This window comes from Mesorhizobium salmacidum (SeqCode) (assembly GCF_037179605.1).
GTDB classification, from domain to species: domain Bacteria; phylum Pseudomonadota; class Alphaproteobacteria; order Rhizobiales; family Rhizobiaceae; genus Mesorhizobium; species Mesorhizobium salmacidum.
The window spans coordinates 193,060-208,594 of sequence record NZ_JAPYKS010000008.1 but is presented as its reverse complement, the minus strand read 5'-3'; the positions used below and the strand labels follow the sequence as shown (position 1 = coordinate 208,594).

General features: G+C 61.9%; 17 protein-coding genes. 8 read left to right on the top strand and 9 right to left on the bottom strand.

Features of this window, described 5'->3' with window-relative positions; all coding sequences use genetic code 11:
- Positions 1 to 23 precede the first annotated feature (23 nt).
- From O7A60_RS13525 to O7A60_RS13510, 4 genes are all read left to right on the top strand, one after another.
- Positions 24 to 1,190 (top strand): mandelate racemase/muconate lactonizing enzyme family protein, encoded by a 1,167-nt coding sequence (locus O7A60_RS13525; RefSeq protein ID WP_337106740.1) that lies wholly within the window; start codon positions 24 to 26, stop codon positions 1,188 to 1,190.
- Positions 1,191 to 1,246: 56 nt separating this feature from the next.
- Positions 1,247 to 2,605 carry a mandelate racemase/muconate lactonizing enzyme family protein gene (locus O7A60_RS13520; protein WP_337106739.1) on the top strand — a complete coding sequence of 453 codons (1,359 nt, stop codon included), beginning with the start codon at positions 1,247 to 1,249 and terminating at the stop codon, positions 2,603 to 2,605.
- A gap of 103 nt (positions 2,606 to 2,708) precedes the next feature.
- Positions 2,709 to 3,035 carry an NIPSNAP family protein gene (locus O7A60_RS13515; protein ID WP_337106738.1) on the top strand — a complete coding sequence of 109 codons (327 nt, stop codon included), beginning with the start codon at positions 2,709 to 2,711 and terminating at the stop codon, positions 3,033 to 3,035.
- A gap of 9 nt (positions 3,036 to 3,044) precedes the next feature.
- A complete protein-coding gene (locus O7A60_RS13510) occupies positions 3,045 to 4,244 on the top strand; it encodes a mandelate racemase/muconate lactonizing enzyme family protein (RefSeq protein ID WP_337106737.1) in 1,200 nt (399 codons plus the stop codon).
- Positions 4,245 to 4,380: 136 nt separating this feature from the next.
- Here O7A60_RS13510 and O7A60_RS13505 read toward each other — a convergent pair whose 3' ends face one another.
- Both O7A60_RS13505 and O7A60_RS13500 read right to left on the bottom strand, forming a co-directional pair.
- Entirely contained in the window at positions 4,381 to 4,974 is a 594-nt protein-coding gene (locus tag O7A60_RS13505; RefSeq protein WP_337106736.1) for a DJ-1/PfpI family protein, read from the bottom strand.
- A 147-nt stretch (positions 4,975 to 5,121) separates the two neighbouring features.
- On the bottom strand, positions 5,122 to 5,823 hold the full coding sequence (locus O7A60_RS13500) for a GntR family transcriptional regulator (RefSeq protein ID WP_140505842.1): 702 nt from the start codon (positions 5,821 to 5,823) through the stop codon (positions 5,122 to 5,124).
- 156 nt (positions 5,824 to 5,979) lie between these two features.
- Here O7A60_RS13500 and O7A60_RS13495 point away from each other — a divergent pair, with 156 nt between their 5' ends.
- From O7A60_RS13495 to O7A60_RS13480, 4 genes are all read left to right on the top strand, one after another.
- Complete coding sequence (locus O7A60_RS13495) at positions 5,980 to 7,206, top strand: iron-containing alcohol dehydrogenase (RefSeq protein WP_337106735.1); 1,227 nt, start codon at positions 5,980 to 5,982, stop codon at positions 7,204 to 7,206.
- A 17-nt stretch (positions 7,207 to 7,223) separates the two neighbouring features.
- On the top strand, positions 7,224 to 8,711 hold the full coding sequence (locus tag O7A60_RS13490) for an NAD-dependent succinate-semialdehyde dehydrogenase (RefSeq protein ID WP_337106734.1): 1,488 nt from the start codon (positions 7,224 to 7,226) through the stop codon (positions 8,709 to 8,711).
- 9 nt (positions 8,712 to 8,720) lie between these two features.
- Positions 8,721 to 9,530 (top strand): alpha/beta hydrolase, encoded by an 810-nt coding sequence (locus tag O7A60_RS13485; protein ID WP_337106733.1) that lies wholly within the window; start codon positions 8,721 to 8,723, stop codon positions 9,528 to 9,530.
- Between the two features lie 181 nt (positions 9,531 to 9,711).
- On the top strand, positions 9,712 to 10,248 hold the full coding sequence (locus tag O7A60_RS13480) for a hypothetical protein (RefSeq protein WP_337106732.1): 537 nt from the start codon (positions 9,712 to 9,714) through the stop codon (positions 10,246 to 10,248).
- 22 nt (positions 10,249 to 10,270) lie between these two features.
- On the opposite strand, the gene O7A60_RS13475 is transcribed toward O7A60_RS13480, so the two are convergent.
- From O7A60_RS13475 to O7A60_RS13445, 7 genes are all read right to left on the bottom strand, one after another.
- The gene (locus O7A60_RS13475) at positions 10,271 to 10,834 is read right to left on the bottom strand and encodes a hypothetical protein (RefSeq protein WP_337106731.1); all 564 of its coding nucleotides are present in this window, start codon (positions 10,832 to 10,834) and stop codon (positions 10,271 to 10,273) included.
- Positions 10,831 to 11,403: a L,D-transpeptidase gene (locus O7A60_RS13470; RefSeq protein WP_337106730.1), complete on the bottom strand. Its 573-nt coding sequence runs from the start codon at positions 11,401 to 11,403 to the stop codon at positions 10,831 to 10,833. The genes O7A60_RS13475 and O7A60_RS13470 overlap by 4 nt, the downstream gene beginning before the upstream one ends.
- Entirely contained in the window at positions 11,390 to 12,553 is a 1,164-nt protein-coding gene (locus tag O7A60_RS13465; RefSeq protein WP_337106729.1) for an AAA family ATPase, read from the bottom strand. The genes O7A60_RS13470 and O7A60_RS13465 overlap by 14 nt, the downstream gene beginning before the upstream one ends.
- Positions 12,550 to 13,185 (bottom strand): TadE/TadG family type IV pilus assembly protein, encoded by a 636-nt coding sequence (locus O7A60_RS13460; protein WP_337106728.1) that lies wholly within the window; start codon positions 13,183 to 13,185, stop codon positions 12,550 to 12,552. Before O7A60_RS13460 ends, O7A60_RS13465 begins: the two co-directional genes overlap by 4 nt.
- Positions 13,179 to 13,673: a TadE/TadG family type IV pilus assembly protein gene (locus O7A60_RS13455; RefSeq protein ID WP_337106727.1), complete on the bottom strand. Its 495-nt coding sequence runs from the start codon at positions 13,671 to 13,673 to the stop codon at positions 13,179 to 13,181. Before O7A60_RS13455 ends, O7A60_RS13460 begins: the two co-directional genes overlap by 7 nt.
- Positions 13,674 to 13,680: 7 nt before the next feature.
- A complete protein-coding gene (locus O7A60_RS13450) occupies positions 13,681 to 15,189 on the bottom strand; it encodes a TadE/TadG family type IV pilus assembly protein (RefSeq protein ID WP_337106726.1) in 1,509 nt (502 codons plus the stop codon).
- A gap of 68 nt (positions 15,190 to 15,257) precedes the next feature.
- Positions 15,258 to 15,533 carry a hypothetical protein gene (locus O7A60_RS13445; protein ID WP_337106725.1) on the bottom strand — a complete coding sequence of 92 codons (276 nt, stop codon included), beginning with the start codon at positions 15,531 to 15,533 and terminating at the stop codon, positions 15,258 to 15,260.
- Positions 15,534 to 15,535: the final 2 nt, after the last annotated feature.

Below are 15,535 nucleotides of genomic sequence, written 5' to 3'. Positions count from 1 at the left end.
CCTCACTGGCAAAGGTAGTTGAAATGAAAATCACCAGCGTTCGGCCGTGGCTGATCAAGTCCGATGCTTCTTATTGGGGGGAATTCCTGTTCGTCGAGGTGACGACAGACGAGGGGCTGAGCGGCTGGGGAGAGATCACCACCACCACCAAGCTCGCCAACCGCGCCCTCTGCACGATCCTTCGACAGATCGGAGCCGCGGTGACGGGCGAGGATCCGGCGCGCATCGAGTATCTCTGGCACAAGATCTTCCGCAGCTTCACCTATATGGGCAGTCGTGGCGCCGCGGTCGAATGCGTGAGCGCGATCGACATAGCCCTGTGGGATCTCAGGGGCAAAGCTCTCGGCAAGCCGATCTACGAGCTGTTGGGCGGGCCAGTCCGTGATGAAATCGCGCTCTACACCCACCCAAACCAGGCCAAATTCACCAGCAAGGATGCTGTGGTCCGCGAAATCCTGCACATCGTCGAATCCGGACACACTGCTCTCAAGTTCGATCCTTTCCCCCACCAGGGTCGCGGTGCCGGCGGCGTGTCCCGCGAACAGCGGGACGGCTATCTCGATGGCGGCATGACCCGTAAGGACGAGCGCGAGGCCGCCGAACTCACGGCTCTGATCCGCGAAACGGCGGGGCCCGATGTCGACATCCTCATCGATGCGCATGGGCGGTTCGACGTTCCGACCGCCATTCGCCTCTGTCGCAGCCTCGAGGAAGCCGGCCAGATCGACTGGTTCGAGGAGCCGTGCCCGCCCGAGAGCCTTAACGCCCTCAAGCAGGTGCGCGAGAAGGTCAGTGCGGCCATCTCGTGGGGCGAGCGCGGCCACACGAAGTGGGATTTCGTGCCGGTTCTCGAGAACAAGCTCGCCGACTACATCATGCCCGACGTCACCTGGACCGGCGGCATTACCGAACTCAAGAAGATCTCCGCTCTGTGCGAAGCCTATTACATCCCGGTCTCGCCACATGACGCCGCCGGGCCGATCAACGTGGTCGCGGGAGCACAGGTGATGATGACCGTTCCGAACTTCTACAAGCTCGAAACGTCGGAGTGGAATTTGGGCAAGTACGATCATCTCATCGACAGGCCGCTCGACGTTTCGAACGGCAGCCTCAAGCTTTCGTCGAGGCCGGGTCTCGGCATCGAGATGAACCGCGATTACCTGCAAGCCCATGAGATCGAACTGGGCTAGCAACGTTGTCGGCAGCATGCGGGCGACAAGCCTGCAAATCAGGACGAGGATAAGTCATGCCAAAGACGGATGGAGCCGGCGAGGCCCTCAACCGGGTCAACACCAACTCGAAGCCGTCCGAGCTTCGCATCACCGACATGCGGGTGGCCGAAATCGTCGGCGCGCCGTTCACCTCGGCGCTGCTCAAGATCTACACCAACCAGGGCATCGTTGGGCTTGGCGAGGTGCGCGACGGCGCCAGCGCCACTTACGCGCTGATGCTGAAGAGCCGGCTGCTTGGTGAAAACCCCTGCGACATCGACCGTCTGTTTCGCCGGATCAAGCAGTTCGGCGGGCACGGCCGGCAGGGCGGCGGCGTCTCGGCGGTCGAAATCGCGCTGTGGGACCTCGCCGGCAAGGCCTATGGCGTGCCGATCTACCAGATGCTGGGCGGCAAGTTTCGCGATCACGTGCGCGTCTATTGCGATACCGACGCCGAAAAACCCAGCGGCACCGAAACCGGCAAGCGCCTCAAGGAACGGATGGGCCGCGGGTTCACCTTCTTGAAGATGGACCTGGGCTTGATGCAGATCGCCCATGTCCCGGGCGCCGTGGTCGCACCTGCCGGCGCGCTCGAAGGGTTTCACGGCAACCCGCGCGGCCGCGGTGGCTCGTTCGAGGAGCGAAAGGCCCGCAATCTCGCTTATGACGCGCAGAACGTGCAGCACCCGTTCACAGGCCTGCATTTCACCGAAAAGGGGATAGACCTGCTCGAGCAGTATATCCACGAGGTTCGCGAGGTCATCGGATACGAGATCCCGCTTGCCATCGACCATGTCGGCCACATCTCGCTGCAGGATGGCATACGCCTGTCGCGCCGTATCGAGAAATACGTTCCGGCCTGGCTGGAGGACGTGATCCCCTGGCAATACACCGAGCAGTACCGGCAATTGCAGCAGGCTACCACGGTGCCGATCTGCACCGGCGAAGACGTCTACCTCAAGGAAGGCTTCGAGCCGCTGCTCAAGAGCGGCGGCCTCTCGGTCATCCACCCCGACCTGCTCACCAGTGGGGGCATTCTCGAGACCAAGAAGATCGGCGATATGGCGCAGGATCACGGTGTCGCCATGGCGATCCATATGGCCGAAAGTCCGATCGCCGCGATGGCCGCCGCGCATGTCGCCACCGCGACCGAGAACTTCATGGCGCTCGAATACCACTCCGCCGATGTCGGCTGGTGGGACGATATCGTCACCGGCCTGCCCAAGCCGCTTGTCAAGGACGGCTTCATCACCGTGCCCGACAAGCCGGGGCTGGGTATAGACGATGTGGTCGACGAGGTGATCACCCAGCATCTGCAGCCCGGTGTCACGGGGATATGGCAATCCACCGAGCATTGGGACAATGAATATAGCTGGGACCGGACCTGGAGTTAGCCCAGACCCCTTGCCCTCATTCCCCCAGGCTCACAGGGCCAACGACCGGCCATTCGTGTCGACCTCTCCCAAGGGAGAGGAGAAGAAAGAAACGGACGAAACCATGATCTACGAACTGCGTATCTATGACTGCCTGCCGGGCAGACTGCCGACTTTGCTCAAGCGCTTTTCCGACCAAACGCTGGCCATCTGGGAGAGGCATGGCATCCGCCAAGCCGGGTTTTTCACCACCGCGATCGGCGAAAACAGCAATCGCCTCACCTATTTCCTCGCCTGGGAATCGCTGGCCGAGCGTGAGGCGAAATGGGCGGCTTTCGTCACCGATCTGGCATGGCACAGGGCCCGGGACGAGTCTGAGCGCGACGGGCAGATCATTGCCAATATCAGCAGCCAGCTGCTCACGCCGACAGCTTTCTCGTCTGTGAAATAGGACTGCGCCATGAAGATCACCGACCTGCGGTGCGCCGTAATCGGCAAACATCCCATCGTCCGTATCGTCACCGACGAAGGTCTCTACGGCCTTGGCGAGGTCGAGTACACCAAGCCTTATCTCAAGCCATGGGTGCTGCATTTCCGCGAGGCGCTGATCGGCGAGGATCCGACCGACGTCGAGCGGGTCATGTTGAAGATCCGCCAACGCGGCTCTTTCAAGCCCTATGGCGCGGCGGTCAGCGCCATCGAACATGCGCTGTGGGACATAGCCGGCAAGGCCGCCGGCGTGCCGGCCTACAAGCTGCTAGGCGGCAAGGTGCGCGACAAGGTGCGCGTCTACAACGGCTCGATCCGCCAGAAGCGCACGGGCGACCGGCCGGAGGACTACGCCGCCGACGTCAAATGGATGATGGAGCAGCCGCAGAACTTCTTCATGGTCAAGCAAGGAATCTCGTTCCATTCCAACATGAAGGACACCATCGAGGACTTCCATTACGGCGTGACGCAGAAGAAGGCCGGCTATCATGGTGCGATGGATCAGGGTGTGATCAGCGAACGTGGTTTCAACCACATGCTCGACTGCGTGATCGCGATGAAGGAAGTGCTGGGGGACAAGGTCAGCCTTGCACTCGACTGCGGCCCGGGCTGGATGCTGCCCGATGCGATCACGTTCGCTCGCGCGGTCGAGAAATACAATTTGATGTGGCTCGAGGACATGCTGACCGGCGACTATGTACCGTGGGTCAATCCGCAGGCCTACCGGGAGCTGACCACCTCCACCTCGACGCCGATCCATACCGGCGAGCAGATTTACCTCAGGCACAATTTCAAGGAGCTGATCGAGACGCAGGCGGTGCGCGTCATCGGCCCCGATCCTGCCGACATTGGCGGCATCGCCGAGCTAAAATGGGTCGCCGAGCACGCCTATATGCACTCGATCCTGATGGCGCCGCACGGCACCGCGAACGGCCTGCTGGGCCTGGGCGCGCTGATCAATGTCTGCGCCACCTTGCCCGCCAACTACGTCGCGTTCGAATATCCCAGCGCCTCGGACCCCTGGTGGAACGACATCGTCATCGGCCTGCCCAAGCAGATCGTGAAGGACAGCATGGTGGATCTGCTGGAAGCACCGGGGCTAGGTCTCGACATCGACGCCGAAGGCGCCAGGAAGTATTTGCTGGCGGAGGATGCCGGCTTCTTCGATTGATTGGCGCCGGTGGCCCTCGATCTCATCGACCGAGGACATACTTCAAAGTGCGGATGCGAGCGGCTACCATTGGAGCGTAGCCTGCACACCTTGCAACAACGGAAATCGGCGCATTGTTGACGTGCGCCAGCCTTGTTTAGTTATGGCGGATCTCGGTCCCGAGCACCTTCAGGCATTCGCGGATGAAGGCAGCGAGGGCTGTCCAACCCTTGGCCGACACCATGGTGCCATCGACGAAGGCTTCCGTGGGAGAGAGGTCGACATAGGTTCCGCCTGCCAACGTCACTTCCGGTTCGCAAGCGGCGAGCGCGCCAACCTTCTTGCCGCGCACGACGCCGTCAACGGCAATCAGAATCTGGACCCCATGGCAGATCGTGAAAATCGGTTTCCCGGTGTCGTGGAAGTGCCGCACCATGGCTTGCACACGCTTATCCGTGCGGATGTATTCCGGGCCGCGGCCGCCAGCGCAGTATACGGCGTGGTATTGATCGAGCTGCTTTTCCGCCTCAGAGAACGTCTTGTTGATCACCTGAAAGTGGCCGAGTTTTTCGGTGTAGGTCTGGTCGCCCTCGAAGTCGTGCAGGGAGGTCTTGATGAGATCTCCGGCCTGCTTGTCCGGGCAGACCACGTGGACGGTGTGACCGACGGCTTCCATCGCCTGCTGGTAGACGAAGATCTCGTACTCCTCGGTGAACTCGCCGGTGAGCATCAATATTTTCTTGCCTGACATAGTCGGTTCCTCTGTCGTGTGAAAAAAAGCCGGGCAAGCCATGCCGCGCCCCGCATTGGCTTTGTCCGTCCTCAGAATGGAGAATTGGGGAAGCAGTATTCCTCGGCGTTGTCGTTGGTGGTCAGCGGCGCGGACATCGGTTTAGCCTCAATCGAAGGCCGGCAGCAGGCGATCGCGCGAGTGCTCGATGTGGGCGCGCATTGCTTTCGCGGCCGCATCGGGATCGGCCGAACCGAACGCGGCAAGGATCGCCTCATGCTCGTCCAGCGCCTCCTCGGTCACGCGGGAGTGGTACATCAGGCGAAAAATGTGGAAGTGGGTGTGTTGATAACCCAGCGTCTCGCGAATGAGCTCGTTTTCGGCATATTCCATGATCTTGTCGTGGAAAATCGCGTCCTGCCGGGCGAAGTTTGAGTAGCGCAGACGCTCGTCCTTGCCCTCGCGGCGCGACATCACCCCTGCTGCCTCCAGCAGCGTGCCGAGTTTGGCCTCGTCCATCGCGGCAGCGGCCTTCGCCGCGCCGTGCGGTTCGAGCAGGAGACGCATTTCGTACAATTCGTCGAAACGGCGCCGGCTGATCTGCGGTGCGGCGCGGTATCCGATAAGATGCGTCTTCAGAACCAGGCCTTCGCCTTCCAGACGCCCGAGCGCTTCGCGGATCGGCGTATGGGAAACGTCGAACTCCTTGACCAAATTGTCGACGGTGATGCGTGAACCGGGCGCGATCTTCAGCGACATCAGCTGCGCGAAAATGGCCTCGTAGACGTCCTCGGCCAGGCTGCTCGCGCGCTGGATGCGACCCGCTCCCGTGGGTGCTTCACCATTATTGCTCAAAATGACAGGTTGCATTCTTTCGCCTCTCGACAAGGGAGACTGCTAACACGAGGGTTTGACCAATGCAATACTATATCCTATACGATTTTATCGGTGCCGTTCAGTTCAGGATCTTCGGTGCGGATTTTGCAATGCGAGTTTCTCCGACACCCCTCAAGGATGCAGCCTGCCATGAGCCTTCTCACAGCCCTCCGGCTCCCACGCGAAATTCTATTCGGGAAGGGGCAACGCCATGCACTGCCGGTCGTGGCCGCTCGCTACGGTCGACGCGTCCTGATCTGCACCGACGAGCGTTTCGCCGGTACGGCCGTGTTCGCCGAAATCATGGCATCCTTGCAGGCAGCGTCGATCGAAGTGCTGGTCCATGACGATGTCCTGCCGGATGTGCCGCGCGACTCCGTGGCGGTGTGCGTCGAGGAAGCGCGGGGCTTTGGGCCCGATATGGTGATCGGGATCGGCGGCGGCAGCTGTCTCGATTTCGCCAAATGCGCCGCCTTGCTGATCAGCCACGGCGGCGAACTCCACGACTACTACGGCGAGTTCAAGGTTCCGGGGCGGACGCTGCCGCTCATCGCCGTGCCGACCACGGCGGGCACAGGATCGGAGGTGACACCCGTCGCGGTGATATCCGATCCGGACCGCACGCTCAAAGTCGGCATATCGAGCCCCCATCTGATCGCTGCCGTTGCCATCTGCGACCCCGAACTGACAATGACTTGTCCGCCGGGCCTGACGGCGATCGCCGGTGCGGACGCCCTCACGCATGCGATCGAGGCCTTCACGGCCATGCGCCGGGACGGTGACTTCAGCCTGCCGCAGCGCCACGTCTTCATCGGCAAGACGCCGCTGACCGACCATTTCGCGCTGCTGGCCGTCAAACTGCTCGGCCGCAGCCTGGAGAAGGCGTTTACTGACGGCGGCGACGCCGAGGCGCGCGCCGACGTGATGATGGGAGCGCTGGCGGCGGGTTGCGCGTTCGGCACCGCCGGCACGGCGGCCGCGCACGCCGTGCAATACCCGGCAGGCGCGCTCACACACACGCCGCATGGGCTGGGGGTGGCGACAATGATGCCTTATGTCATGAGCTACAACAGCCGTGTGGCCGCGGCGGAGATCGCCGAGATAGGGATTGCTCTTGGCCTTGAGCCGCACGGTCGGAGCGCCGACGAAATGGCGGGCGCGACCATCGAGGAGATCAGGCGTTTGTTTGCGGCGATCGGTATCACTCCGACGCTGGCCGGTCTGGGGCTTCCGGCCGACAAACTCGACTGGACCGCCGAGCAGGCACTCGGCATCGATCGGCTGATCAAGAACAATCCGCGCCCATTCGACCTCACCGCCATGCGCCGCCTTGTCCAGGCTGCCTATGACGGCGATCTCGACGCCTGCGCCATGTGAACGTCAGGAACAAGACGATGAACCTTCCCTATAATGCCTTCCAGCTCGATCAGGACCCCTACGAAGTGCGAGGTTTTCCGCACCGACTCTACATTGGCGGACAATGGCTGCCGTCTTCCGACGGCGGGCTCATTGAGGTCACCGATCCGTCCTCCGGTGCGGTAATCGCGGCGGTTCCCGATGCGACCCTGGAGGACGCCGCCGCAGCAGTCGAGGCAGCGGCCAAGGCCGCCAAGGGGTGGCGTGAGACCGCGCCACGCAAGCGCTCGGAGATTCTCAGGCGCTGTTTCGAGCTGATGGTCGAGCGGTCGGAGACGCTTGCCATGCTGATCTCGCTGGAGAACGGCAAGGCACAACGCGACGCGCGCGGCGAGGTGGCTTACGCAGCCGAATTCTTCCGCTGGAACGCCGAGGAAGCTGTTCGCATCACCGGCGAGTTCGGCACCGCTCCGTCCGGAACCAACCGGATCGTGGTCGACTATCAGCCGATCGGCATCTGCGTCCTCGTCACGCCGTGGAATTTCCCCGCCGCGATGGCGACACGCAAGATCGCACCGGCCCTCGCGGCAGGCTGCACGGTCATTCTGAAGCCGGCCAGCGAGACGCCGCTGACCGCCGATGCACTCGCCGCGCTCTACAGCGAAGCCGGCGTCCCGGACGGCGTCGTCAACGTGCTGACGACGTCGACACCCGGCCCCCTGACTTCGGCCATGCTGGCCGACCCGCGCGTCAGGAAGTTCTCCTTCACCGGCTCGACCGGGATCGGCCGGGCCTTGCTCGCCGAGGCCGCCAAGCATGTGATCTCCTGTTCCATGGAACTTGGCGGCAACGCGCCCTTCATCGTCTTCGACGATGCCGATCTCAATGCGGCCCTCGATGGCGCCATGATTGCCAAAATGCGCAATGCCGGCGAAGCCTGTACCGCCGCCAACCGCATTTACGTCCAGTCGGGCATCCACGATGCGTTCGCCGACGGCCTGTCCCGGCGCATGGCCGCGCTCAAGATCGGCGCCGGCACCAGGGCAGAGACGGAATGTGGGCCCATGATCACCAGGAAGGCGGTCGACAAGATCGACCGGCTGGTCAAGGATGCGGTCAATCGGGGTGCCAAAGTGTTGTGCGGCGGCTCGGTGCTTGAAGGAGATGGCTTTTTCTATCCTCCGACCGTCCTGTCCGAAGTCTCGCCGGACGCCGATATGGCGCATGAGGAGATCTTCGGCCCGGTGGCGCCTATCACCCGCTTCGAAAGCGAGGCGCAAGCCATCCTCCACGCCAACAACACCGAATACGGCCTCGCCGCCTATCTCTACACGCGCGATGTGGCCCGCGGCATGCGGGTGGCCTCGGAGATCGAGGCCGGCATGATCGGCCTTAACCGCGGCTTGATGTCGGATCCCGCAGCGCCCTTCGGCGGGGTAAAGCAGAGCGGCCTCGGGCGGGAAGGGGGCCAGCATCACGGCATCGCCGAGTTCATGGAGGCCAAATACATCGCTGTAACCTTCTGAGCGGACACCATGTCGAAGGATCCTTTTCGCACCCGCGACCACGTTGCCGATTTCGATGGCATCGTGGCCGATATCGTCGCCCGCAGCGCCGCGACGCGGGCAGCGCTGCCCATGCTGGCGGATGTCGCCTATGGCCCGCACGAGGCCGAACGCCTCGACCTGTTCTTTCCGGAGGGGCCGCGTAAGGACCTTCCTGTGCACATCTTCATCCATGGCGGCTACTGGCGCATGTTCACCAGAAGCGACTATTCCTACATTGCCGAACCGGTCACGAGCGCCGGGGCAATCGCGGTCGTGATCGACTATGCGCTGATGCCTGCCGTCCGGATGGCGGCAATCGTCGACCAGGTCCGGCGCGCGAGGCAATGGGTGCTGGATAATATCGCCGGCCATGGCGGCGATCCCGGCCGGCTAAGCGTCAGCGGCCATTCCGCCGGGGCGCATCTGGCGACCTTTTTGTTCAACGAGGGTTCGGCCCCTTCGGCGGCACTCCTGCTCGGCGGGCTTTACGATTTGAAGCCCCTTCAGCATTCCTTCCTCGAGCCTTTGATAGGTCTCACCGACACGGAAGTTGAGGCATTTTCGCCGCTGAGCAAATCCCACTCTCCCCGGACGAAAGTCACGGTGTTGGTCGGCGAGCGGGAGACGGAACCTTTTCACCAGCAGGCCAACTTGTTTGCTGACCGCCTGACGGGACAGGGCCTGGGTGTGTCGAAGGGCGTTCTCGAGGGACGCAACCACATGGATAGCGTACGTGATTTGGGACTGCGCGGGACAATCGCCGGCGACTGGCTTCACGACGTCGTCGTGGCCGGATAGGGTCGACCCGTGTCGGTACCGCGGCCGCACGATGCTGTCTCATCGGCTCGAGAGTTCAGGCCTCGACTCGCCGCGACACGGGTGTCCGAAGGCACCGGTCCCGGTGGGCAGACGCAAAAACGCCCCGTTAAGCTTCGCGCAATCTATGCGGCCTAGTCTGCCCGCCAGATTGCGAGGCACCATGAACCGCAAACCACTCTTGCTTTTCGCCTTCCCGGCCTTTGTCCTGCTGATCCTGGCTGCGGAGCGAATGGCCACCATCCTGCTCGGAACCTACCCCGCAAGCCCCGATATGTGGAAGATCTGGCTCGCCTTGCACCCGTCGTCCGGGATGGTCTGGCAGCAGGTCGATGTCTATCTGGGAGGGTCGATGGTCCTGGATTTCGCGTTGCTGGGCGCAGCACTGGGGATCTGCTGGATGGCATGTCAGGCCAGAAGGTCGGCCGCTTTCTTTCTTGCCAACCATGGCACCCTGATCCTCGCGGCGTCGATGATTTTGATCGGCGGCCGCCCGCAGACCGCCAGCACCATTGCCGCGTTCACGGCGCCGAGCGGCTTTCAGTTCTCACTGATGATGGACTTCACCTGGCTGAACTGCATGCTGGCGGTCATCGGGGTGACGACGTGCACCTATTGCCATTTTGCCTATATCCGTGAACTCGGCATGCGTGTTGAATCGCGGCGTGTCCGGATCATGGCGCTGCAGCGAGATTTCTAGCGCAGCGCTGCCGAGGCCAGAGCTAGTTTATCTTGTGATAGGTGACCTTGCCTTCCGGGGATACGCTCCGCTGATAGTTGGAGCTTGGCGCGGGAGGCACTGCGGGAGCCGGCCTCCTTCGCGTCACGCGCGGCATTTCCTCGACGGCTGGCTGGTCGTCGGCGGCGCTGGCAACCGCCGCCGTATCTTCGGCGGGTGAGGGGAGTTCCACGACGCGCGGCATGTCGCCACCGTGATTTTCCGACATGTCCGGCGCCTGCCGGGCGATGGTGGCGTTGACCTCGCCGAAGCTCGCCCGCAGCCGGTCGTCCAGCGCCTCGAACCGGCTTTGGAATCCGTTGTTGACGGTGTCCAGCCGCGCGCTCATCCGCTGCTCGAACTGGCCGAGGTCTTCCAGTCGCGCCTCGATCGCGCGCAGGTCGTTGATACCACGGTAGAGATAGACGGCCGCGGTGGCGTTCAGAAGGGCAAACAGCGTCAGGCCGACACAGACGGCAACGGCTAATCTGAACCGGCTTTTCTCCTTGTCGAGCAATAGCGGTTCGGCCGCCGCCACCAGTTCGTCGGGATCGCTGATCGTCGTCATTGGACCACCACCTTGGTGCCGACAGGCACACGCCTGAAAAGATCGATGACATCGGTATTGGTCAGGCGAAAACAGCCCGACGTGCCGTCGAAACCCACGCCCGAAGGGTCGTTGGTGCCATGGATGCGATAGAGCGTGTCGCGACCGTCCCGAAGCAGATAGAGCGCCCGTGCGCCGAGCGGGTTGTAGGGCCCCGAGGGCACCATCTCAGGCAACTCCGGCCGGCGGGCGCGCATTTCCCGGGGTGGGCGCCACGCTGGCCACTCCGTCTTCGCCCCCACCTGGACCGTACCTGTCCAGCCAAATCCATCGCGGCCGACACTGATCCGGTAGCGCAGGGCCTCGCCCTTGCCGGTCACCAGATAGAGCGCCTTTTCCTGCTTGCGGATGATGATGGTTCCGATCTTCTCGGCCGTGGAAAACGCCACTGTCTTGCGCAGGCTGGGTCCCATGGCCGGCAAGGGCGGGCGGCTGTCCGCCCACGCGCTCTGTCCGGCCGCAGGCGCCAGCGCCAGGCCGAGGAGACAGACGGCCGTCAGTCGAAAACGTTGGCCGCTAGCGGGCCGCATCGTCGAGCCGCTCGCGGAACATCTTCTTCAGATCCTTGTTGAAGCGCGCGCGTCCATCCACTTCGGACGGCAGCATCGCGCGGTTCAGGGCGTCGGCCAGCAGGGCGTTGTCGAGGCCGACTGACTTGATGTTCGGCGCCTTGAAGATTTTCTCCAGCTCGCTGCGTGAGAAGTGGTTGCCGAACCATTTGCGCTTGTGCTTGTTGGCCACCAGCGTGATTGAGACGGCATTGCCGCGCAGCTCACGGATCTTCTTGTAGAGCCGTTTGCCTTGCCGCAGCGAGGCGACGTTGAGCTCGAAGACGATGAAGATCTCGTCGCTCGTCGACAGCACGGAATTGTGCCAGGGCGTTTCGATATTCGGCAGGTCGATGACGATGTCGTCGAAACGGTAGGCGACGAGGTCGAGCAGCCGGAAGACGAAATCGGCGCCATGCGGCTCGAACGGCAATTGCGGCCGCTCGAAGGCATAGAGCGTCAGGCCGGACGGCCGCGACAGCTTGATGACATCCATCAGTTCGACATCGAGCCGTTCCGGCTGGCCGATGATGCCGGCAAGGTCGAACTGGTTGAACAGGTTGAGATAGGCGCCGCAATTGGCGCTCTGGAAATCGAGGTCGACCAGGCAGGTCGAGGCCGCGCGCTCGGTCGATTTCGAGCCCAGGAATTCAGCCGCCGATAGCGCCAGCGTCGTGGCGCCGGCGCCGCCGCTGGCGCTGATGAAGGTGATGATGCGGCTCTTGGCGCCCTGGTTGCCGCTGTCATGGAAGGTGACGGCGTTGAGCAGCTCCTTGCCGTCGAGCGGCTTGTGCAGCCAGTCCGAGGCATTCATGCGCACCAGCACACGCGTCTGCTCCGAGGTCAGCTCGTCGGAAACCGCGATCAGCGGCACGGTCGCCCACAGCGCGCGCGCCTCGACGATGCCTGGATTGCCAAGCAATTCGCCATTGCCGAGATCGAGGATGACGATGCCCGGGCGCGTATCGGCCGGCGGCCCCTTGAGAAAATCACCCGTCTCGGCAACCCGCACATCATAGATCGCCAGCGCATCGAGCCGCGTCGCCACATCGCGCTTGAAATTCGGATCGGAGGAAAACAGCGCGACCTGCTTTCGCTTGGTCGGCAAAACCTTGGTGTTGATGGCGTTCATGGCCAGGTACTCTTCATGTCTTCGCCCGTGACCGTGCTCAGCATGGAGGGCATGGTGATGTTTCCGAACCCGAGCAATCCGCCCAGGAAGAAGAACTGGAAGGGATGATTGGTGATGCTGACGGTGATGGTCGGTACGGGGCCGCTGGGGCGCGTCCAGTAGCCGAGGCCGGAGGCCTGATATTGGATCCGCACCTCGGACTTCGCCAGCATTGGCAGGAAAGTCTGCATTCCGGCCCGTGTGCTGCTGCCGCTGAAAATGAAATCAAAAGCGGCTTGGCTTACATTGAGGTTCTGACACGTAGCGCCCGCGCCACAAGTGCAAGTGACGCTCCCGGCGGTATTGGCAGTGCAGATATAGTTGTAGGTGTTTGCAGCCACCGCGGTGCCGATTTTAGTTACATCGCTCTGCGTTATTGTCTCCAGCAGGAGCCCGCTGGCGACAGGTGTAGAAATCTGCGCCAGCCTTGCGCCGGCTTGCACCGCTTTGTTCCCTGCATTCCATTGGTAAAAGGCGTAGCCGAAATCGACGAAGCCAAGCAGAAGCGTCAGCAGTAGCGGCATCACTATGGCCATTTCGACCATTGTCGCTCCGGACTGGTTGGCCCAAAACTTGATGCGCTCCGTCACCATCCAATGACTCGCTCCTGATGGGACACGCTCAGCGTGAGAGCACCAAAGCCGAGATACGACCAGAAGCCGATGTCCGGATAAGAATAGGAGGTACTGACGTCCACGACATCGACAGTGCTGTTGCTGCTAAGATAAAGCTGCGTGCCCGTGGCCACATCAACCGCGTCCAGCGAGCGCGCCTTGGTGATCTCAACTGCCGCCGGCAGCCATCCTGCCACCCTGGCGCTGCCGTTGGCGACCGCCCCCTTGGCAGCAAGGTTTTGAGCCCGCCCCTTGCAGGTCTCCCAGTCACTGCTGCATCGTGCCATGTAGCGACCCGCATCCTCAACGCCGGCTTCGAGAAGCAGGCGCGTGTTCAGGATGTTGGAGAACTCAAACACACCAGCCGACAACAGTAACACGAGTGGTATGGTGATCGCGGCTTCCACCAAAGCGGCGCCATTTTCGTCGCCTTGGAACCGCCCAATGATTTTGCCGAACCTGGTCATGTCGACTCTACCGATACAACTGGGCTTCGTTGCGGAATGCTTTGTCTAGAAGGGTGTTGTTCGCAAACCCTCCATCGACGTCGACGATCTCAAGGCTGATCGGCTTTTCGCCAGCCGAAGGATCTTCGGGGTCTTTGGTGTTATCCTGCTTCTGGATGGGGCTGTTTATAAAGACGCTGGCATAGCCATCAGGCTTGAGCTGGACATGGCCATTGATCTTGGCTTGGTTGGCGATGCAGTCGACGATCGCCATGTTGAGCAACCGCCGATCGGGGTCAGCTGTCGGCGTCGTGCCTTTGAAGCAGGCCGGAACGCCGGTTTCCTTTGTCGGCGCCTTGGACTTGTCCCCGACGAGCCCCTTCGCAATCTCGTACTTATAGACGTCATATCTCGAAGCCGGCACAGCGGCGCCGGTCGGGTTGGTGGTGCTCGGGACGGAGGGGTATGCGGCACCGTGGTTGATCAGCCAGTAATTGCTGCGATCCCAGGTCGAATTCGTCATCCCCGTGGCGGAATCGAAGCTGTTGCCCGGCGGCAGCGCCATGGCCGTCCCGTCCGTATTGGGTGTGTATTTATTACAGTTAGAGGTTTTATCTACCCCCTTGCGAACATTGCTCGCCGGCCGATATTGCCAATCGGTGTCATGGCTCTTCAGCGAAGTGCTGTAGATGTCGAAGCGTACATTGAGACCAGCGTTGACCTGGCCCAGGGTGACGCCGGTCTTAGTGGTGAGCTTATCGCGTTGATAGCAGGTGCCGGCGGTTCCGATAGCGAGCGCATCCCGCAGTGACGTGAGATTGTTGTCGATCAGTCCGAAATTGCCTGGGCCGGGGTTCGAGTCAACCTTGAGGATACGGTATTCGCGGCTATAGGTGAGCCCGGCGGCGAACGCCTGCTGGATGGTTTTGCTGGTCAACGGGTCGGTCGTCTCGAACGGATTGCACATGAAAATCGGCACCGTTTCGCAGATCGACTGGACAAATCCGGCCACAGCCTGGGGCTGAATATCGAAGGTGTTGTTGCCGCCTAGAAAGCTTGCCGGAAAAATTGCCGCGAAAGCACCGGCACCATCCGCGTCACCGGACGGGTTTACTGTCACCAGGGAGAATGTCACGGCTTTGGGATCGGTGCTTGACCAGTCATGGCCATTAGTGTCGACACCCGCGGCATTTAACCTGATGCTGTCGTCGGCAGGTATCCCAGTCAAATATTTGACGGTCACATCAGCCAAGGCGAGTGTATGATCGCCTGACGTTGAAAACTTTGTTTTGTTGGTGAGAAGTGTCGTCTTGGCCAGTTCGGCTCGGGTGATCGAATCCGATCTGCCATCCAGTTCCGCGGCCGTTGCAAGCGCTAGCGCATCGACACCTTTCTGCAGATCGTTATGCAGTCCGCTGGCCCGGCTCATATCGATTGCCAGCAGAGCGAAGCCGATAAGCACCGGCAGCATGATCGCCACGAGGATCATCGCTACGCCGCGTTGATCGTTCCAGAAGGCACGAATGGTCCCCAACATGACCTTACTCTCTACTCTCTTGCAGGGCCCCTCGCATGCCCGGCGCCCTCCGCATCCTTCCGTTCAGTTCACGGCGTCGTCACACCCGACCCGCCGACATTGACCGTGATGGCTGGCGGCGGCGGCGGTGGTGGCGGATATTTGTAATTGTGCGCAACAAGTGCGGCGCGCGTGCCGTCGCCCTCGATATGCGTGTTCCTGGAGGCCGGGTTGAGCGGGTCCACCGTCTGCAGCAGCGAATTATATTTCTGCGTGTCGCCGGCGGCCAGGGTCACCGAGTCGTAGTGGTTCAGATAGTCCGCGGCACAGCCCGAAAGCGATCCGGCGCACACAATGAGAATCAAGG